The organism is Paenibacillus sp. PastM-3 (assembly GCF_029893965.1).
Lineage (GTDB): Bacteria > Bacillota > Bacilli > Paenibacillales > Paenibacillaceae > Paenibacillus_AQ.
Genome location: NZ_JARXXP010000003.1, coordinates 28,658 through 47,210, shown reverse-complemented (window position 1 = coordinate 47,210; position 18,553 = coordinate 28,658). Strand labels below are relative to the sequence as shown.

The following is an 18,553-nucleotide window of genomic DNA, read 5'->3' as shown; positions in this document are numbered from 1 at the left end:
AGCGGATGAAACATGGCGCTTGATGCGGATATCAAAGCACAATTAGCACAGTATCTTCAGCTCATGGAGGGCGAGGTACTGCTGAAGGTCAGCGCCGGAGACGACAGCGTTTCGCAAGAAACGCTGTCTCTGGTGAATGAGCTGGCCGAAATGTCGGCCAATATCAAAGTAGAACATACTGCACTTCCGCGTACGCCAAGCTTCAGCGTGAATCGTCCGGGTGAAGATACCGGCGTTACCTTTGCCGGCGTTCCGCTCGGCCACGAATTCACCTCGCTGGTGCTTGCACTGCTGCAAGTAAGCGGCAGAGCTCCGAAGGCGGAGCAGGCAACCATCGATCAGATCAAGGGCCTCAAGGGTGAATACCACTTCGAGACCTACATCAGCTTAACTTGCCACAACTGCCCTGATGTGGTACAGGCGCTTAACCTGATGAGCGTACTTAACAGCGGCGTAACCAGTACAATGATCGACGGCGCCGCCTTCAAGAGCGAAGTCGAGAGCAAGGATGTTATGGCAGTGCCGTCCGTTTACCTGAACGGCGAGTTCTTTGGCAGCGGCCGGATGACCGCTGAAGAAATCCTCGCCAAGCTGGGTACCGGACCGGATGCTTCCGAATTATCCGACAAGGCACCATTTGATGTGCTGGTTGTCGGCGGCGGTCCTGCCGGTGCGAGTGCAGCTATCTATGCCGCCCGCAAAGGCATCCGCACCGGCATCGTCGCCGAGCGCTTCGGCGGCCAGATCATGGAGACGCTCGGCATCGAGAACTTCATCGGCACGAAGTACACCGAAGGTCCGAAGCTCGCAGCGAGCCTGGAAGAGCATGTGAAGGAATACGAGATCGATGTGATGAAGACCCTGCGCGCCAAGCGCCTGGAGAAGAAGGAACTCATCGAAATTGAGCTGGAGAACGGCGCCGTGCTGAAGAGCAAGACGGTCATTCTCTCCACCGGCGCCCGCTGGCGCAATGTGGGTGTTCCCGGCGAAGCCGAGTTCAAGAACAAAGGCGTGGCGTACTGTCCGCACTGTGACGGCCCGCTCTTCGCAGGCAAGCATGTCGCTGTCATCGGCGGCGGCAACTCCGGTATCGAAGCGGCGATTGACCTGGCAGGTATCGTCAGCCATGTAACCGTTCTGGAATTCATGCCTGAGCTGAAGGCAGACTCCGTACTCCAGCAGCGTCTGTACAGCCTGCCTAACGTAACCGTGCACAAGAACGTTCAGACCAAGGAAATTACCGGAACCGACAAGGTGAACGGCATTACCTATATTGAACGCGATACCGGTACGGAACAGCATGTCGAGCTGGAAGGTGTGTTCGTCCAGATCGGCCTTGTGCCGAACACCGACTGGCTGGCCGAGACACTGGAACGCACCCGCTTCGGCGAGATTATCGTCGACAACCATGGCGCAACCAGCATTCCGGGTGTCTTCGCCGCTGGCGACTGCACCAACAGCCCTTACAAGCAGATCATCATCTCCATGGGCTCCGGCGCTACAGCCGCCCTGGGAGCATTCGATTATCTGATCCGCAATTAATTCGGCATTATAAATAACCGGTTCAGCTGTCTACCCCCATGGGCAGCTGAACCGGTTTTTATTGAATTAGATGGGTGATCTTTGTATTTTGGGTTTGGCCGTGACTCCAGAGAATGTTTGGACTTCCGGCCGCTGCCCTTCTGCAGATTTCTTGATTTAACCGCTGTTCGCGGTGGAAATCCGCAGACAAAGGCGGTCGCTAACGCTCCTACAGTTCCAAAATTCCCCTCCGCCACTTTTCCCCTTTATTTCGTCCAATCCTCTTGCTGATCTAACGTTTCACTCAACTTTTTGTTTTCAACACTCATTTCTTTAATTTTCTCATTTTTATTGGATAAACTAAACAGAACTAGACCTAAACTCGCTATTGTCAGTGCATTGCTTATTGAAGATGAACTTATGTCAAAGGCAAACCATTCATTAAACTTCAATATCAGATAACTGAGAGTTCGATGAATTCCTTTTAGTTGTAAAATTTGCGGAATGATGACTGTAAATAAGATTCCCAAGAACAACATTAGGCCACTTTTTCTAGCAACCATATCATACAAGATAAAAAACAGGCCGGAAAATGCGAATGAAACCAAAAACGAAACATTGTTAAAAGAACCAACAAATGCAAACGGAATCAACAATATAAAGAAGGAGAGCGCCACATAGTAAATAAAAGTATTAGCCGAGTTATCATTTTCCTTTAAAGCTAAAGCAGGCACAAATTTCACCTTATTCACTATAATCCAGCGCCCTCTTCCAAATTAAAGAAGGTGCGAGAAGCCGGTTCATCACCGAACATTTATCGCACCTTTATTGAGAATGGGATTTTTCTATATATTGACTGGCTCTTCCTCACAACCTCAGAAACAATCTTTCTCCCTGCGCCTTAACATACCTGTACATCCCGGCGCACACTCCAGCCAGGATTACCCCGGCCCCGAGCATAATTACCCTGCCGTCCACACTGGTCAGCACAAACGACAGTCCCGCTGGAATAATCAGGCTGATGAAGCCCAGCAGCATCGCCACCAGCACAGCTGCACTTTGCTTGACGACCTGAACCTCGTTAGTCCACTCCAGCTTGGGCAGCTTCAGGTTAACGATAATGCCCATCAGTGCGGTATAGCAGGCGTAGATGACAGGGATCACGAACAGCAGCAGGCTGTCTGCCCAACCAGTGCCCAGTGAGATCATCAGCAGCACACAGCTCACAACCGTTACAGGTACCGTAATGGTCAGGTTCACCGCTACCTTGCTGAGCAGAATAATGTGCTTAGGCACTGGAGAGCTCCGCAGAATCCACAGATTGTTGCCCTCCAGGGATATGGAACTGGACGTAGTGCAGCTAAGGGCTACGAATAAGGACACGAACAGCGGCGCTAATGTATTAAGATACCGCTGCAGCTGCGGAATGTCGGCCAGCTGTCCGAGCTGCTCCGGACTGGTAAACAGCAGGGAGATTGACATGATGAGCAGCAGCACCATGCCAATCCCGGTGTTCAGCACATAATTGGAAGAGCTGAAATAACGGCGCAGCTCCTTGCGGTACAGAGCCTGAAAGGCTGTGGATGCTTGGAGCGGCTGCATCGTATATTTCCCGCCTGCCCGGCTGGTAGTCAGACCGGTATGAATCGCTTTATAGCGGGTTCCCAGCACGGTGCAGAACACTACAAATGCGAGCACGGACAGCAATATAAACAAGAGAAAAGCATCCATCCGGTATGCACTCACAGCATCCACATATAGCTCTGTAAGCGGGTATAGCTTGAATATCGTATCCGCCAGCCCTGTTCCCAGATCAGCCAGCTCCGCCCCGTTCCCGTCCAGTGTGAATGAACCCAGGATCATAGCAACCACGAACAGCAGGGTCAATACCAGGCTGATCATCCGGCTCGCCCGGAACCGGGAGGAGAACCAGCTGATCAGTGCGCAGATCACGGTCGCTGCAATGATCGGAATTAACGGAATGCAGAGCAGCAGCGGCACAAAAAGCAGATAGTAATACGCTTCCGGATGCACTTTTAACGCATAGACTGCTCCCGCCGGCAGCATCACCATCAAGGTAAAAAACAGATTCAGCACATACAGCTGCAGTACCCGGCTCGCCACCACATGACTCGTCTTCACCGGCAGTGACATCAGCAGATCATAGTCCTTATAGCTGAACAGCACGCCGCCCGCTTTATACACCGTGGTGAAGAACCCGACAACTGACGTGACAGCCATCATAATAGCCAGGAGCAGGTCTAACCGGCCGATTTGCTCAAAAGCTGTTGCCATCGCATAGCTGTACCCGAACGAAAAAACGGCAATCAGCAGCACACCGAGCAGAATGGCGATGCTGAGCAGGAGCAGCTTGCGCCGCTCTTTTGCATCCCTGGTATGCAGGGCTTTATTGAAGCCAAAGGTCGAGATCAGCTGCAGCTTCGTCAGTCTCCAGATATTAACCATAATCAATCAGCTCCATAAATACGTCCTCCAGGCTATTTTCCCCTTTTACATCCTCAGTTCTGCCCTCTGTAATCAGCCGGCCTTCCTTGATAATCGCAATCTTGTTGCACAGCTTCTCTGCCGTATCCAGCACATGCGTGGAGAAAAAAATTGCACTGCCCTCCCTGCACACCTCCGCCATGATTGTTTTCAGCGTATGAGCCGCCTTCGGGTCCAGTCCGACAAAAGGCTCATCCAGCACCAGCAGCTTCGGCTTGTGAATCAGCGCAGAAATAATCGCCAGCTTCTGCTTCATGCCGTGGGAATACCCGGAGATCAGATCTCCGAGATGGGGAGTCAGCTGAAAAGCGCCGCCGTATTTGGCAATGAGCAGCTCACGGTCCTTCCGGGATACGTTAAACAGATCGCCGATAAAATTAAGGTACTGAATGCCCGTGAGATGATCATACAGGTCCGGGTTATCAGGAATGTACGCGATCCGCGACTTGCAGGCCAGAGGGTCCTTTTTCATCGAAATGCCGTCAATTTCAATCTCGCCCTCTTCAAAATCCATAACGCCCACGACCGCCCGGATCGTTGTCGTTTTGCCTGCCCCGTTATGCCCGATAAAGCCGTAAATGTCCCCCTGCTCGACTGTCAGATTCAGATTATGTACGGCCTTCTTACCGCCCTTATAGCTTTTGGAAAATCCTCTGATGGTTAGCATGCCTTCACCTCTCCCATACTGTTAAACAACTAACTGTAATACGTACAGCCAGGGGGAATCGTTCATTCAGAGGATAAAATAATTGCTGTAACCTTTTTGTATCATCGTCCGTCTATGAAAACAAATGACCACAAACTACACCCTGAGGTGAACTCTAATGAAAAAATCATTCAAGCTCGTTACACTATCCGCCGCTGCTGCAATTGCGTTCAGCTTTGCCGGGGAGCAATTTGCTTCCGCCGCCGCTTTTACCGATCTGAACAATGTAGCGGATAAAGAAAAAATCATCGCCCTGCAGGATCAGGGGTTAATTAAAGGGCTCAGCGCAACGAAGTTCGGCCCGCATCTGCCTATCTCTGAGGCGGAAGGCGTGCAGATGATCGTCAATGCCGCCGGCCTCAATCTGGATACAATCCGGTTTGTGAAGGCGCCGAAGGCTTCGGATTATTTTGTAAATGCGAGTGATACCGCATGGTATGCGCAGGCACTCATTATTGCAGGCGTCCACGGGCTGGACCTGCCGGCTGATCTGCAGCCGGGCCGCAAGCTGACGCGCGAAGCCTTCACCCATCAGCTCATTGATGCGATTGAGCTGGGCGGCAGGCTGCCGATGATCAAGATCGCACCGGTGGAATTCGCAGATCAGGATCAGGTTACGGCTGAGTATTCCGGCTCGATCCAGCGCGCCCTGGCCTACGGGGTAGTGAAGCTGGATAACAGCGGCAAGCTGAATCCGAAGCAGCAGATTACCCGTGCTGAAGCTGCGGTAGAGATCAGCAATGCGCTGGCCTACCTGAAAGCACATCCGGCACCGGCTGCCCAGAACGAGATCCTTACCGCAGAAGAAGCCGTTCAATTGATTATGGAAGCCGTAGGACCTGAAGCGGATCTGCAGATTAAGATCGCCCCGGCTGCCAGCATGAGCAGAGAATCCTTCACTTACCTGCTGATTAATACGCTGCAGACAAGCGGCCAGCTGCCGATGTATAAGCTTATTCCCGTCGTCGTTGCGGACGAGGATCAAATGGATATTCTGAACTCAGGAGCAATTCAGACGGCGCTTGCCCTGAAGATTGTCAGCCTGGACGAAGGCGGCAATTTCAACCCGAAAGACCCGATCACCCGTACAGACGGGACTGCGATGGTCAGCCGGGTGCAGGAAATTCTGAAAAATAAAGGCGCAAAATGAGAGTGCTGACGTAACTCACTCCTCTAATGTACAAAGAAAAGAACGGCACCGGATGCCTTTCTTTTCTTTGTTTATATGCTGATTCAGCAGCTTACAGGAAGCTGAATTTTTTTATGGCCGGATAATCCCGTAATGCACCAGATCCTCGTACCGTCCATCTTTTCTGATATGCTCCCTCAATACCCCTTCCTTACTCATGCCTATTTTCTCCATTACCTTACCCGAGGCCGTATTCGAGCTGAAGTAACGAGCGAATACCTTATGGTACAGCCTGTCTTCAAAAGCAAACTTCACCATTGCCTCAGCCGCCTCAGTAGCATAGCCTCTTCCCCAAAACTCCTCACCAATCCAGTAAGCCAATTCGCCGTTGTTGGATTTTTCATTGCAGGACAAGGCTATCGCACCATATAATGCTCCGCTGATCTTGTCTGTTACGGCAAACTCGTACGACAGCCTTGCATCAAAGTTAGCTCCATGGCGGTCAATCCAACTCAGGGCATCATCAATCGTGTAGGGATACGGGAGGTATATTGTTGTTTTGTATATATTATAGTTGTTGCACAGCTTAGCTACCGCTGCTGCATCAGATGAGTTAAACATTCTCAGCAGCAGCCGTTCCGTGGTTATTGTTTTACTGACATAGTTATAGGACATATACAGCCTCCTTATAAAAGTGGGGACTAGACAACATTTATCCAGGGTACAAGAATAATTTGGTTTATTCTAGATATAATGTCATTCGCCGCAGTCTGCTTTATTTCCTCCGCTGCATCTCTATCGACTGGTTAGCAACTTAACTGCAACTTATACACTTATTATCCCTGTTTTTTTGCTCCAACAGCACTTTAAGTGTATTTGGTACAACTAAAAAAGCCGAAAACGGCCTTTTTAGCCGATTCGGGCCGGTTTAGTTGCACGGAATACAGTTATACGGCGCAGATGCAGGTTTTTGCTGTTTTTAGTTGCACAGAGTGCAGTTATTCCCGTACAGCGGGGTGGATTGACGAATGCATTCCCCTCACACCGGCAAACTAACCGTAAACACCGAGCCCTTCCCCGGCGTGCTCTCCACCAATACGCTTCCCCCGCTCAGCTCCACAATCCGCCGCACCAGCGGCAGCCCGAGGCCGTTGCCCTCTGCTGAACGTGACTTGTCGCCCTGGTAGAACTTCTCAAAGACCCGCTTCATCACTTCCTCCGTCATTCCGGTACCGGAATCCGAGATTTGCACCATTATAGCTGCCTCCGTACCTAACAGGCTGACTGCTACTTCCCCCCCGTTATCTGTAAATTTGAACGCATTGCCCAGCAGATTCAGCCACACCTGCATCAGCAGCTCCTCATTGCCGTAATATACAACCGGTTCAAGCGTCAAATCCAGATTGATCCCCTTGTCATTCCACTGGGCTTCCAGCAGTAATAACGCCTGGCGGAGCTGCTCGTCGAGTGCGAACTCTGTTTTGCCGCCCACGACCTCCTGGTTTTCCAGCTTGGACAGCTTGAGGATGTTACTGGACAGGGAGGACAGCTGCCGGGTGCTCTCAATGATCAGCCGGCTGTAATCCGCACGTTCCTCAGGCGTCAGGTCCTGGTCCTGCATCAGTGTGGCGTAGCCCTCGATCGCCGCTATCGGCGTTTTGAATTCATGCGATACATTGACGATAAAATCATTGCGCAGCGTCTCCATACTGCCCAGTTCATGGACCATGCTGTTAAAGTTAACCGCCATCTCACCGATCACATCCACTTTATGGTCCTCATATGCCACTCTGGCACCGAAATCCCCTTTGGCTACGCGCTTTGCCGCATCGCTCAGATCATTAAGAGGAGCCAGCAGCTTCCGGCCGACAATCGCAGTAATGGCTGTACCGGTGAGCACACTGGCAAGCAGCAGCACTGAAACCAGCCAAAAGATATGAAACCGCCCTACATCAATCAGTCCGGATTTGATAATCAGCATACTAAGGCCAAACATCAGTATCCCGTTGCACAGCAGAATCAGAAATACACTCAGCACCAGCGCACCCCACAGATTTCTGCTTTTACCCCGTCTGCTCACAGATGCTTCACCGCCTTGTAGCCCAGTCCGCGCACGGTCACAATTTCAAACTCCGGGCTGTCCTTGAAGCGTTCACGCAGCCTGTTGATATGCACATCCACGGTCCGGGCATCCGTCTCCGAGTCCACACCCCAGATTTCGTCCATCAGCTGCTGGCGGGTAAAGATTTTGCCCGGATAGGACAGCAGCTTGTACAGCAGATAGAATTCCTTCTGGGGCAAAAGTGCGCTCCGCTCCCCCCGGTGTACCGTTAGCGAATCCGAATCCAGAATGACTTCGCCGATCACCAGCCTGCGTTCATTCACAATCTGCGCCCGGCGCAGCAGCGCCCCGACCCGCAGAATCATCTCGTTCACGTCGATCGGCTTCACCATATAGTCATCCGTGCCTGCGAGATAGCCGCGCTGTTTGTCTTCAAAGCTCTCTTTTGCCGTAACCATCAGCACCGGGGTGTGATAGCCCGCTTCTCTCAGCCGAGCGGTCAGCTCATAGCCGTCCACATTCGGCATCATAATATCCGAAATAATCAGGTCAATATAGTGTGTATCAAGCAGCTCCAACGCATGCTGACCGTCCTCGGCCAGCACCGGATTATAGCCGTGCTTCGCCAGCACCGTGCCGATCAGCTGCCGCAGCTTGCCGTTGTCTTCAACTACCAATATGTTAATCATCCATACACCTGCAATCTCTGAAAAGTCATTACAACCGCCCCTGCAATTCCAATGCCTGTTCACATTGTACAATATTTATATGAACCCATTATGAACTTTAGCGCGTATCACTTACTATGTATCGGCCGCTCCCACGCTGTCCGGAGCCGGCACGAGTTGATGTTCAGTTCATAAATGTATGTTACGCTTTGCACAAACACAGAGATTCAAGGATGAAGAGAGGATGAGATTAACGGTATGCTGCAGCTTAAAAACATCTCCAAAAGCTATACCACCGGCAGTTTCACGCAAACGGCACTTAATGATGTAAGTCTCGATTTCAGAAAAAATGAATTTGTGGCCATTCTCGGCCCCAGCGGTTCGGGTAAAACCACCTGCCTGAACATCATCGGCGGGCTTGACCAATACGATAGCGGCGATCTGGTTATTAACGGAACCTCAACCAAGGCGTTCAAGGACAGTGACTGGGATGCTTACCGCAACAACAGTGTCGGGTTTATTTTTCAGAGCTACAATCTGATCTCCCACCTGAGCATCACGGATAACGTGGAAATGGGCATGACCCTGAGCGGCGTGAGTGCCGAGGTCAAGCACCGCAAGGCAGTAGAGGCACTCGAGAAGGTCGGGCTGAAGGATCATATCCACAAAAAGCCGGGCCAGCTGTCCGGCGGACAGATGCAGCGTGTCGCCATCGCCAGAGCGCTGGCCAATGATCCCGACATCATTCTCGCCGATGAGCCGACCGGTGCGCTTGATACCGTAACCAGCGAGCAGATTATGGAGCTGATCAAGGAAATCGCCAAAGACAAGCTCGTCGTCATGGTTACACACAACCCGGAGCTGGCGGAAGCCTATGCAGACCGGATTGTTCAGTTCAGAGATGGTAAGGTTATCTCCGATACCAACCCTCCGGCCGACCTTAAGACCAACGCGAATTATCAGCTGAAAAAGACGGCGATGAGCTATTTTACCGCCCTCAAATTGTCCGGTAAAAATATTTCGACCAAAAAGTGGAGAACCGCGCTTACTGCCTTCGCCTCCAGTATCGGCATCATCGGGATTGCGCTGATTCTCTCCCTGTCGAACGGTTTCGACAAACAGATCAGCAGCTATGAATCCGGAGCGTTATCCAACTTTCCGGTGACGATCAGCGAAACGGCCGCGCAGATTGATATGTCCAATCCCCCGGGAGCACAAATGGAGGAGGCCGACAAGCAGTGGACTGAATTCACGGATGCCGCTGAAGTGTATCCGTATGATCCAACCGCCAACACGGTTCTGCATACGAATGAGCTGAGTCAGGAATATCTGGACTATCTGGACAACATCGACCCCGCCCTGCTGGATGGCGTATCCTACAGCCGCAAGGTCAACATGAACATCCTCCGTTCAGACGGCGAAACCGCTGTTCCCGTTGATACTGCCAGCCTGAACTTCACCACCTACCCGGATAAGCCGGAAGGTACCGAAGGCAGCTATCTGGCAGATTATTATGATCTGCTTGCCGGAACCCTGCCTGAGCAGCCAACCGATCTGGTAATGGTTGTTGATGAATACAACCGGATGAACCAGAGCATTCTTGAAGCGCTTGGGTTTGATTACAATGCTGCCAATGTCAGCTTCGACGATGTTGTGGGCCGTGAGTTCAAGCTGATCTATAATGATGACTTCTATACGGAAGCAGACGGCATGTTCAAGCTGAACGGCAACGCCGCCGATCTGAGTGAAATGTACAACAGCACTAACGCCGTTTCGCTGAAAATCTCGGGAATTATCCGCAAGCAGCAGGACTCCCCGATGTCCACCATGTCGGCGGGCATCGCTTACTCCGATAGCCTCGCGGAGCAGTTCATTGAGAATGCTCAGGGCTCAGCCATAGTGCAGGCCCAGGAGCAGCAGGATCAGGTCAATGTGCTGACCGGCAAAGTGTTCTCCCAGATCGGCGGAGTGGACATGAGCGGCATGCAGATGGGTATGGGAATGGGCATGGGCGGATCAAGCGCAAGCACGGATCCGGGCAATGCAAACTCCCAGGAAGCGGCGCTAGCTGCGCTTGGCGCTGTAGCGACGCCGTCCTCGATCTCCCTGTATCCGAAGGATTTTGGAGCCAAAGAGAACCTAGTGGCCTATCTCGATAAATGGAATGACGATCACAGCAAGGAAGAAATGATCGTGTACACCGACCTGGCAGCGATGGTAACCAGCCTGTCCAGCGGCATTATGGACGGAATTACGATGGTGCTGATCGCTTTTGCTTCCATCTCGCTGGTTGTATCCCTGATCATGATCGGTATTATCACCTATATCTCCGTACTGGAACGGACGAAAGAAATCGGTGTCCTGCGTGCCCTTGGTGCCCGCAAGAAGGATATCACCCGCGTATTTAATGCAGAAACCTGCATTATTGGCTCGCTTTCCGGCCTGCTCGGGATCGGTATCGCCTATCTGCTTACCCTTCCGGTCAACATCATTCTGAAGTCGATTACCGATCTATCGAATGTTGCGCAGCTGAATCCGCTGCATGCTTTCGGACTCGTTGTACTCAGTGTCGGCCTGACCATGCTGGGCGGCTTCATCCCTGCCAAATTCGCGGCGAAGAAAGACCCTGTTGTGGCTCTGCGCAGCGAATAATCCTTTTGCACTACTTAACAAGGAGCTGGTCTTGGACCGGCTCCTTGTTTTCTTTATAATAAAGAAAAACAAAGCACTGGAGCTTAAACAATGAGGAAGTTTACGATTGAAACCGCAAAAAAAATTATGGCTAATGAGATCAGTGTCGAAGCACTGCTGAAGCAGTATCCGGAGTATAAAGATGAGGTGCTGCGTGAGCTGGGTGAAATCAGGAAGGGAGCCGCGGCGAATGTCGTACAGGCCATCATCGACCGGTACACGGCCAGCGCCAAAACAGCCAATACCAAAATCAGCAAAAGCGGGATGAATGAAGCCACCGTGAATGCTTTTCTGCCGAATATTATCAAGGCGCGGTTTGCAGTCTATCTGCTGGAGCAGCTGAATATTGCCGTGTCCGCCAAAACACCTGCCGGCAATGTCCGTTTTAACCGCTGGGACGGAACCATCCTGCAAAGGCTGCTGTTCCGCAAAGGGTTCGAGCGCAAGCCCGTGTCGCTGCCCCTGTTCCGCTTTTTCTGGAGATTCATTAAGGATAAAAAGATTCTGATGCCGCTCGCGAACAAAAAGGGGATTTACTGCTTCTACTCCAAAGAACTGATCAAAGAGCTGACAGCGTTGATCGGGGAACGGAATTGCCTGGAGATCGCTGCCGGAGATGGGACGCTGACACGTTTTCTGAATGAGGCGGGTACGGTCTGCACCGCTACCGATGATTACAGCTGGAAGCATTATATCAACTATCCGGCTTACGTGGAGAAGGCTGATGCCAAAACGGCGCTGGCTAAATACAGCCCCGAAGTGGTGCTGTGCTCCTGGCCCGTGCCGAAGAACCCTTATGAGAAACATGTGTTTAAGGCGGATTCCGTGCAGCTCTATATCGTGATTGGCACCAGAAACCCGCAGACAACCGGTGATTTCGAGGCTTACCATAACGCTGAGAAGTTCACAATGGAGTTAGACGAGCGCCTGTCAGCGCTGATTGTGCCGCCGTCTGAGGACAATGCGGTTTATCTTTTCCGGAACAAGGCGGCCGGAGAGCTGTAAGTGAGTCTTAGACAGTTCCAATAAATGAAGCAGCTATAAAGTCTTAGACTGCATTAATTTGTTGAGCTGTTCGAAACTATAATTAAACTAGCAAAAAGTGTAATATAAATATATACAATGTAAATTTACGGAGGTTAAAAAATTGAAAAAAGCAGTTTTGCTTCTTATACCATTGTTATTGGTCCTTGAATCCTGCAGCTCTAATAAGCGCAGTCCAAACACTTATCTTATTCCACAAAATTATGTGGGTTGGGTACATATTATTTATAATCAAGAAGGGCTTAAAGCTATTGAAAAGGATAATGGGAGAAACATTTTTAGCATTCCTGAATCCGGAGTATTAAAAACATCCGCTCCAGATGCTGAATATGGAGTAGCTTCCGATGAATTTTACTACTATGATGAACAAAATAAGCAGCAAAAATTAGATGTGGAAAAAATGATCCACGGTCAAAATATTGGTAAAGGCGAATCGGTAGATAATAACGGTAAAAACAATGGTCCTACTGTGCAGAGCTTTTTTGTAGGAACAGAAACTGAGCTTCAAAATACTCCTTATCCTGGTTATCCAGATGAACTAATGAAATAAACTATAACTATATCAGCACTTAGGCTCATCCTTAACTGGATGAGCCTTTTTATGCAACAGGCGGTGAGTAAATGGAAAAAGAAAATGCTGGCCTTTCTATATCAGAAGAGGACTTTATAAAGTTACTAGCTTCAGCTAGGGGAAATGATAAGAAGGCTATAGAAAGATTACTCACTTTATTCGAGCAGGATATTTTATACCTCAGTAAATATATGAGGATGCCCTACGAGGATGCGAAACAAACATTAATAACCGAATTGATTTCACTTTTTAAAAAAGAGACATAACTTACAGAATCATAAACGCTGAGGTTTTAAGGAATAGCAGACAGCTAATAAAATATCTCAGCTGTCTGCTCTATTAAACGTCACAAAGGGAGTGTACATAATGAATTAAGCTTTTACTTACGTAAATCCACAGTAGTTCGATTAATCAGCCTGCTTGTCTTCCGACACTAATTCCGTTACAACAGAAAAAACGGTATACCGGACAATGCCGGCATACCGCCCGTCCCGCTTATTCAGTTATCCGACGACATTGCCTGCGCTTTGACGCTGCTTTCTCTTTCGGCTGACAGAGGCGGGATTTTGTGAGGCTCCCCTGCATGACCGGTGTTATAGTGTGTTTGTCAGCAGCTACTGATGCAGGATAGCGCTTCACAATTCCAATTTACCCGTTGCCGGATATTTAAAACGGCATTTTTGCATCAGGTTACTTTTCTGGAAAAATTTCAGGCTTCTGCCCGCTCAAAGGGGATCGCAAAGGCAAAGATACAGCCCTTGTCACTTGTCTCCTTCAGCCATACTTTGCCGTCCATGAGCTTAACCAGCTGCCTGCAGATGGAGAGCCCGAGCCCCGCTCCGCCATATTTACCCGGCGAACGGTGCTCATGTATTTGTGAGAACGAGCGAAACAGGCAGTCCTTTAGCTCGGGCGGCACCCCAATCCCGGTATCCCTTACTTCAACGGTCACAGTGACGCGGTCATCCTGAGCACCTGCATGCTGTACAACCAGTCCGACCTCGCCCCGCTCCGTGAATTTCAGTGCATTGCTGACCAGGTTAATCAAGATCTGAGTGACCTTTGGGCTGTCACCCAGTAATAGCGGGCTGTCGGGGCTGTCATATACCGCGCGCAGCCTGATCCCCTTTTTCTCGGCATCGGCTGTGAACAATTGCAGCACATGTTCTACAGCTTCCTGGATGCGGAACGGTTTCAGCGCAAGCTTCATCGTGCCGGCTTCCATTCTGGAGTAATCGAGGATCTGGTCCATCATGGACAGCAGATTATTGCTGCTCTTCTCAATGATATCGACATACAGCAGCTGCTCCTCCGTAAGCTCCGTGGTCTGCAGCAGGCTGGTCATGCCGATCACTCCGTTCATGGGCGTGCGGATTTCATGGCTGAGCACGGCGAGCAGATTTTTTTTATCCTCCAGCACCCGTTCAGCCTTCTCCTCTGCCGCCCGCAACTCAGTAAGAGCGGATTCCATTTCCAGCAGGTTGGTGAAAAAGGCGGATAAGGATACCAGCAGTTCCACATCGCGCTCCTGATATTGATAGAAGCCATGATCAAACGAGCACAGCGATCCGTAGAACTCCCCCTTTTCATTGCGGATCGGCACTCCGATAAACGAACATCCGCCGACAAATGCTGTTGCATCCATATCCCTGGTCAGCGGATGGGTCATATTGTTGTCTATGACAAGCGGTCCCTGTGCATGTTCAGTGACAAGCGCACAATAGGATTCCTTATTGTCCACCACCAGACCCTCGACCAGTATGATTTTATCCCGGTTAAAGGACTTGAGCACCTTAGTTGACAGACTGTCCAGATTGGCGATACAAAATGTATTGGCCGGAATCAGCCTGCTTGCAGTGTCCATCACATGTGCTGCAGAAGCATACAATTTACCGGAAATCACCGACAATACATCAATGTATTCTGTTTTCAACATATCCCGCTCGTCCTTTCCAATCCATATATTCCTGCTGTACCTTCAGATCAATCCCAGCTTCTGCGGTCATTAATCTCCCGTTTCTCGCGGAAAGCCCGCTCCAGATCAATATCCAGCTTGTTCGCCAGATCAAAAATGTTCCATACCACATCATACATCTCATAGCCCAGATTGGCCTTGAGCTCTTCATCCGGATGAAAGGAGACCGACAACACTTCCTTGGACAATTCGCCGACCTCGGTCATCAAATACAGCATCCGCTGTTCGATCGTACTCGTATCAAAGCCCTTAGCTTCACTAAACGTTCTCACATACCGTTGAAACTCTCCAGCATTCATTTCTTTATCCGCTCCCTATGACTATTCTTTCTAGACGAAACTAATTATACATGAAAAAAAAAACGCAGAACCCGTTAATTTCGGGCTCTGCGTGAATTGAACTAATGGCCTTTCTGTTTCAGGATCAGCCGTGACTCCAGAGAATGTTTGGACTTCCGGCCGCTGTTGTCTGCAGATTTCTTCAATTGTACCGCTGTTCGCGGTTGAAATCCGCAGACAGCTTATGCTTCCGTAGCGAGCTTTTCTGCGAAAAGCTTTCAGGCGGTCGCTATCGCTCCTCCAGTTCCAAAATTCCCCTCCGCCACTTTTCCCTTTACTTAAATTTTCAAGTTCAATATATTAGCATCTTTCAGTTAAGCCAAAATAGCGCTCTGCATTGTTGTAACAGATGTCCTGCACAATGCCGCCCAGGAAGGGAAGATCCCTGGGTGCTTCGCCGCTGGCCACCCAGCCGCCGATCAGGTTGCAGAGAATCCGGCGGAAGTACTCATGGCGCGTGTAGGACAGGAAGGAACGGGAGTCGGTCAGCATCCCTACAAAGCAGCTCAGCAGGCCAAGATTAGACAGCGAGGTCAGCTGCTTGATCATGCCGTCCTTCTGGTCGTTGTACCACCAGCCGGAGCCGAACTGGACCTTGCCCTTGATCCCTTCGCCCTGAAAAGCCCCAATCATCGCCGCCAGCACATCATTCTGCGCCGCATTCAGATTATAGACAATCGTCTTCGGCAGCTCGCCTGTCCGGTCAAGACCATCCAGCAGCTTGTAGAGACGCTCGGCATAGCTGTGGTCGCCGATAATATCAAAGCCGGTGTCCGGCCCGAGCTTCCGGAACATCCGGGTATTCGGATTGCGGAGCGCACCGATATGCAGCTGCATCGTCCAGCCGTGCTCCGCATATCCCCGGCCCATTGCCAGGAACAGAGCCGCTGCATACTGGTCACACTCCAGCTTGCTGAGGCTTTGTCCGCTCAGCCTCTTGCTGAAGATGGCTTCCAGGTCGGAGGCTGATGCTTCCTCAAACGGCAGATCGGTGAAGCCGTGATCCGAGATCATGCAGCCGTGCTTGTCGAAGTATTCGATCCGTTCAAGCATAGCACGTTCCATCAGCGCATAGCTGGTAATCGCGTATCCTGCCGCCTGCTCCAGGCTGGCCAGATAAGCCGGAAACGTCTCGGCTCCGATTAACAGGGCTTTATCCGGGCGGAAGGTTGGCGTGACGCCGGTTTTGAACTCTTTTTGCGCCGCTATTTCAGCATGATACTTGAGATCGTCAACCGGATCATCGGTCGTACAGATCCACTTCACGTTAGAGCTTGTGATCAGCCCCCGGGCCGTGAAGCCCTCTGTCGCTATGAGCTTGTTGCAGTGGCCATAGATCTCCCGCCAGCTCTGCAGATTCAGCTGCTCCTCCACGCCGAAATAGCGCTTCAGCTCCAGCGCGGACCAGTGGTACAGCGGGTTGCCGATTGTATAGGGCAGCACCTCACTCCACTTGGCGAACTTCTCTTCATCTGAAGCCGGGCCCGTGATATACTTCTCCTCCACACCAAATGTTCTCAGCGCGCGCCATTTATAATGATCCCCGCCCAGCCAGACAGCAGTGATGCTGCTGAAGCGTTTATTCTCTGCTATGGCCTGTGGATCAAGATGGCAGTGATAGTCAATGATCGGCAGCGCCTTGGCGTACTCGTGGTACAGTATCCGAGCTTCCTCGGACTGCAGCAGAAAATCCTCCTGAATTAATCCCTTCATTACGTTTGCCCCCCTGCCTTTATTTCACGTATTTCTCAAGTGTGCTTCTTACCGCTCCCGGTCCGGCCAGCAGCTCGTAGAACATGCCCTCGATCTTGCCGCCAAGCCCGATGTCATACAGCTTCACGCCGAACAACTGCTCATCTTCGAGAATAGCGCGTACATTAGAGGCGGTGTCGCCCAGCTTCACGCCCTGCAGATGGCCTTGCAGTGTATCAAGCAGCGGGTCAGGACTAAGCGTAAAGGCTTCGCCTTTATCGTCCACGCCCAGCAGATAACGGCACCATACTGCAATAGCCAGCGGAATAGCCGTTAAGTCAGCCGGGTCCAGGTCCTCTCTGCGGACATAGGACTTGATCGTTTCTCCAAAGCGGATGCCGACCTTCTGCGAGGTATCTGTCGCGATCCGCTGCGGCGCATCGGGAATGAACGGATTGGCGAAGCGCTCCTTCAGCACCTCATCCAGGAACTGCTTCGGACTGATAATACCCGGATCCACAACAACCGGCAGCCCTTCCTTGTAGCCGATAATCTCAACCAGCTTGCGCAGCGTATCGTCCTTCATCTCATCAGCGATCAGGGTGTAGCCAAGCAGGCAGCCGGATACGGCAAGGGCCGTATGCAGCGGATTAAGGCAGGTAGTTACCTTCATGGTTTCTATATTATTGACCGTATCCCGGTCGGTGAAAATAATCCCCGCCTGCTCAAGCGCCGGACGGCCGTTCGTGAATTTGTCTTCAATGACCAGATATTCGCTGATCTCGGCATTCACAAACGGAGCTGTATACGTGTTTTTGGAGGTAACAATGACATCCATTTCGCCGATGCCCTGCTCCAGCAATGCAGCCTGAACGGTTTCGGACGGGCGTGGCGTGATTTTGTCGATCATCGACAGCGGGAAGGTAATCAGCTGCTCATTCAGCAGATAGTCCACGAAGCCTGTTTCCACCGAGCCTTTTGCCGCCCACTCCTTGGCAATTGTAACGATCCCGTTCTTGAGCTTATCCCCGTTATGCGAGCAGTTATCCATGCTGACAAAAGTCAACGGGTATGCGCCCTTCAGGTACCGCTTGTATGCAAGGGCAGCCACGATGCTCATCGCATGGACCGGCTGCTCCGGTCCGCCGGCGATATCCTTCTCCACGATGCCGAGATATTGGCCGTTCGGGCCGGTCAGGGAATAACCCTTCTCGGTAATCGTGAAGCTGGCCATCTGCAGGCTCGGGTTCTCGAAGATTTCCGTCAGCCGCCGGTCATCCGCTTCGCGGGTTTTGTCGGCAGTGATGCCTTCCACGATGCTGCTGACCACTTTTTTCCGGAAGTCGCCGCGCGCATTCATCAGCACCAGCAGGGTCAGATTGTCATAAGGCTTGTAGACCTTGTCGATCATTTCAAAATCAAACGTCTCCGCCGCAATGATCCCCGTGTCCGCCGCTCCGCTGTCGAGCAGCTTCTGATGGGCATTCGCCACGAATCCGCGGAAGATGTTGCCTGCGCCGAAATGCACCCATTCCGGCTTCACCAGCGTGTTCTGCGCTACTGTGTCATAGTCGAACTTGGGAAGCTCTACACCGGCGGCCTCCCAGGAGGCCGCTTCCTTCCGGATACTGGATCGGGTCAGGCGCAGCAT

General features: G+C 51.2%; 16 protein-coding genes. 6 read left to right on the top strand and 10 right to left on the bottom strand.

Annotated elements, in window-relative coordinates:
• The first annotated feature begins 12 nt into the window (after positions 1 to 12).
• Complete coding sequence (gene ahpF, locus M2108_RS06795; RefSeq protein WP_277468720.1) at positions 13 to 1,542, top strand: alkyl hydroperoxide reductase subunit F; 1,530 nt, start codon at positions 13 to 15, stop codon at positions 1,540 to 1,542.
• Positions 1,543 to 1,787: 245 nt separating this feature from the next.
• Here ahpF and M2108_RS06790 read toward each other — a convergent pair whose 3' ends face one another.
• The 3 genes from M2108_RS06790 to M2108_RS06780 all read right to left on the bottom strand — a co-directional run bounded on the left by M2108_RS06790 (position 1,788) and on the right by M2108_RS06780 (position 4,693).
• On the bottom strand, positions 1,788 to 2,273 hold the full coding sequence (locus M2108_RS06790; protein WP_277468721.1) for a hypothetical protein: 486 nt from the start codon (positions 2,271 to 2,273) through the stop codon (positions 1,788 to 1,790).
• Positions 2,274 to 2,388: 115 nt separating this feature from the next.
• Positions 2,389 to 3,987 (bottom strand): ABC transporter permease, encoded by a 1,599-nt coding sequence (locus tag M2108_RS06785; protein ID WP_277468722.1) that lies wholly within the window; start codon positions 3,985 to 3,987, stop codon positions 2,389 to 2,391.
• Positions 3,980 to 4,693, bottom strand: a complete 714-nt coding sequence (locus M2108_RS06780; RefSeq protein WP_277468723.1) for an ABC transporter ATP-binding protein — start codon at positions 4,691 to 4,693, stop codon at positions 3,980 to 3,982. Before M2108_RS06780 ends, M2108_RS06785 begins: the two co-directional genes overlap by 8 nt.
• Before the next feature lie 157 nt (positions 4,694 to 4,850).
• On the opposite strand from M2108_RS06780, the gene M2108_RS06775 reads away from it, so the two are divergent.
• Positions 4,851 to 5,882: an S-layer homology domain-containing protein gene (locus M2108_RS06775; protein WP_277468724.1), complete on the top strand. Its 1,032-nt coding sequence runs from the start codon at positions 4,851 to 4,853 to the stop codon at positions 5,880 to 5,882.
• Positions 5,883 to 5,993: 111 nt separating this feature from the next.
• Here the strand turns inward: M2108_RS06775 and M2108_RS06770 are convergent, their stop codons facing one another.
• The 3 genes from M2108_RS06770 to M2108_RS06760 all read right to left on the bottom strand — a co-directional run bounded on the left by M2108_RS06770 (position 5,994) and on the right by M2108_RS06760 (position 8,612).
• The gene (locus tag M2108_RS06770; protein WP_277468725.1) at positions 5,994 to 6,536 is read right to left on the bottom strand and encodes a GNAT family N-acetyltransferase; all 543 of its coding nucleotides are present in this window, start codon (positions 6,534 to 6,536) and stop codon (positions 5,994 to 5,996) included.
• Between the two features lie 364 nt (positions 6,537 to 6,900).
• Positions 6,901 to 7,941 carry a sensor histidine kinase gene (locus M2108_RS06765; protein WP_277468726.1) on the bottom strand — a complete coding sequence of 347 codons (1,041 nt, stop codon included), beginning with the start codon at positions 7,939 to 7,941 and terminating at the stop codon, positions 6,901 to 6,903.
• Positions 7,938 to 8,612: a response regulator transcription factor gene (locus M2108_RS06760; RefSeq protein WP_277468727.1), complete on the bottom strand. Its 675-nt coding sequence runs from the start codon at positions 8,610 to 8,612 to the stop codon at positions 7,938 to 7,940. The genes M2108_RS06765 and M2108_RS06760 overlap by 4 nt, the downstream gene beginning before the upstream one ends.
• 237 nt (positions 8,613 to 8,849) lie before the next feature.
• Here M2108_RS06760 and M2108_RS06755 point away from each other — a divergent pair, with 237 nt between their 5' ends.
• The 4 genes from M2108_RS06755 (at position 8,850) to M2108_RS06740 (ending at position 13,163) form a co-directional block, all read left to right on the top strand.
• Positions 8,850 to 11,243, top strand: a complete 2,394-nt coding sequence (locus M2108_RS06755; protein WP_277468728.1) for an ABC transporter ATP-binding protein/permease — start codon at positions 8,850 to 8,852, stop codon at positions 11,241 to 11,243.
• A gap of 90 nt (positions 11,244 to 11,333) precedes the next feature.
• The gene (locus M2108_RS06750; RefSeq protein ID WP_277468729.1) at positions 11,334 to 12,287 is read left to right on the top strand and encodes a hypothetical protein; all 954 of its coding nucleotides are present in this window, start codon (positions 11,334 to 11,336) and stop codon (positions 12,285 to 12,287) included.
• Positions 12,288 to 12,429: 142 nt separating this feature from the next.
• Positions 12,430 to 12,876 carry a DUF6843 domain-containing protein gene (locus tag M2108_RS06745; protein ID WP_277468730.1) on the top strand — a complete coding sequence of 149 codons (447 nt, stop codon included), beginning with the start codon at positions 12,430 to 12,432 and terminating at the stop codon, positions 12,874 to 12,876.
• A 71-nt stretch (positions 12,877 to 12,947) separates the two neighbouring features.
• Positions 12,948 to 13,163, top strand: a complete 216-nt coding sequence (locus M2108_RS06740; RefSeq protein ID WP_277468731.1) for a helix-turn-helix domain-containing protein — start codon at positions 12,948 to 12,950, stop codon at positions 13,161 to 13,163.
• A 443-nt stretch (positions 13,164 to 13,606) separates the two neighbouring features.
• Here the strand turns inward: M2108_RS06740 and M2108_RS06735 are convergent, their stop codons facing one another.
• From M2108_RS06735 to M2108_RS06720, 4 genes are all read right to left on the bottom strand, one after another.
• Positions 13,607 to 14,833 carry a GAF domain-containing sensor histidine kinase gene (locus M2108_RS06735; RefSeq protein WP_277468732.1) on the bottom strand — a complete coding sequence of 409 codons (1,227 nt, stop codon included), beginning with the start codon at positions 14,831 to 14,833 and terminating at the stop codon, positions 13,607 to 13,609.
• A 47-nt stretch (positions 14,834 to 14,880) separates the two neighbouring features.
• Complete coding sequence (locus M2108_RS06730) at positions 14,881 to 15,171, bottom strand: MazG-like family protein (RefSeq protein ID WP_277468733.1); 291 nt, start codon at positions 15,169 to 15,171, stop codon at positions 14,881 to 14,883.
• Positions 15,172 to 15,510: 339 nt separating this feature from the next.
• On the bottom strand, positions 15,511 to 16,923 hold the full coding sequence (gene uxaC, locus M2108_RS06725; RefSeq protein ID WP_277468734.1) for a glucuronate isomerase: 1,413 nt from the start codon (positions 16,921 to 16,923) through the stop codon (positions 15,511 to 15,513).
• 19 nt (positions 16,924 to 16,942) lie between these two features.
• Entirely contained in the window at positions 16,943 to 18,553 is a 1,611-nt protein-coding gene (locus tag M2108_RS06720) for a mannitol dehydrogenase family protein (protein WP_277468735.1), read from the bottom strand.

Bases quoted from the DNA above. Each gene is read 5' to 3' on its own strand.
- M2108_RS06750 (WP_277468729.1), top strand. From the start codon at position 11,334: ATGAGGAAGTTTACGATTGAAACCGCAAAAAAAATTATGGCTAATGAG.
- uxaC (WP_277468734.1), bottom strand. From the start codon at position 16,923: ATGAAGGGATTAATTCAGGAGGATTTTCTGCTGCAGTCCGAGGAAGCT.
- M2108_RS06780 (WP_277468723.1), bottom strand. From the start codon at position 4,693: ATGCTAACCATCAGAGGATTTTCCAAAAGCTATAAGGGCGGTAAGAAG.
- M2108_RS06720 (WP_277468735.1), bottom strand. From the start codon at position 18,553: ATGCTGCGCCTGACCCGATCCAGTATCCGGAAGGAAGCGGCCTCCTGG.
- M2108_RS06730 (WP_277468733.1), bottom strand. From the start codon at position 15,171: ATGAATGCTGGAGAGTTTCAACGGTATGTGAGAACGTTTAGTGAAGCT.
- M2108_RS06755 (WP_277468728.1), top strand. From the start codon at position 8,850: ATGCTGCAGCTTAAAAACATCTCCAAAAGCTATACCACCGGCAGTTTC.
- M2108_RS06770 (WP_277468725.1), bottom strand. From the start codon at position 6,536: ATGTCCTATAACTATGTCAGTAAAACAATAACCACGGAACGGCTGCTG.
- M2108_RS06740 (WP_277468731.1), top strand. From the start codon at position 12,948: ATGGAAAAAGAAAATGCTGGCCTTTCTATATCAGAAGAGGACTTTATA.
- M2108_RS06775 (WP_277468724.1), top strand. From the start codon at position 4,851: ATGAAAAAATCATTCAAGCTCGTTACACTATCCGCCGCTGCTGCAATT.
- ahpF (WP_277468720.1), top strand. From the start codon at position 13: ATGGCGCTTGATGCGGATATCAAAGCACAATTAGCACAGTATCTTCAG.
- M2108_RS06785 (WP_277468722.1), bottom strand. From the start codon at position 3,987: ATGGTTAATATCTGGAGACTGACGAAGCTGCAGCTGATCTCGACCTTT.
- M2108_RS06760 (WP_277468727.1), bottom strand. From the start codon at position 8,612: ATGATTAACATATTGGTAGTTGAAGACAACGGCAAGCTGCGGCAGCTG.
- M2108_RS06735 (WP_277468732.1), bottom strand. From the start codon at position 14,833: ATGTTGAAAACAGAATACATTGATGTATTGTCGGTGATTTCCGGTAAA.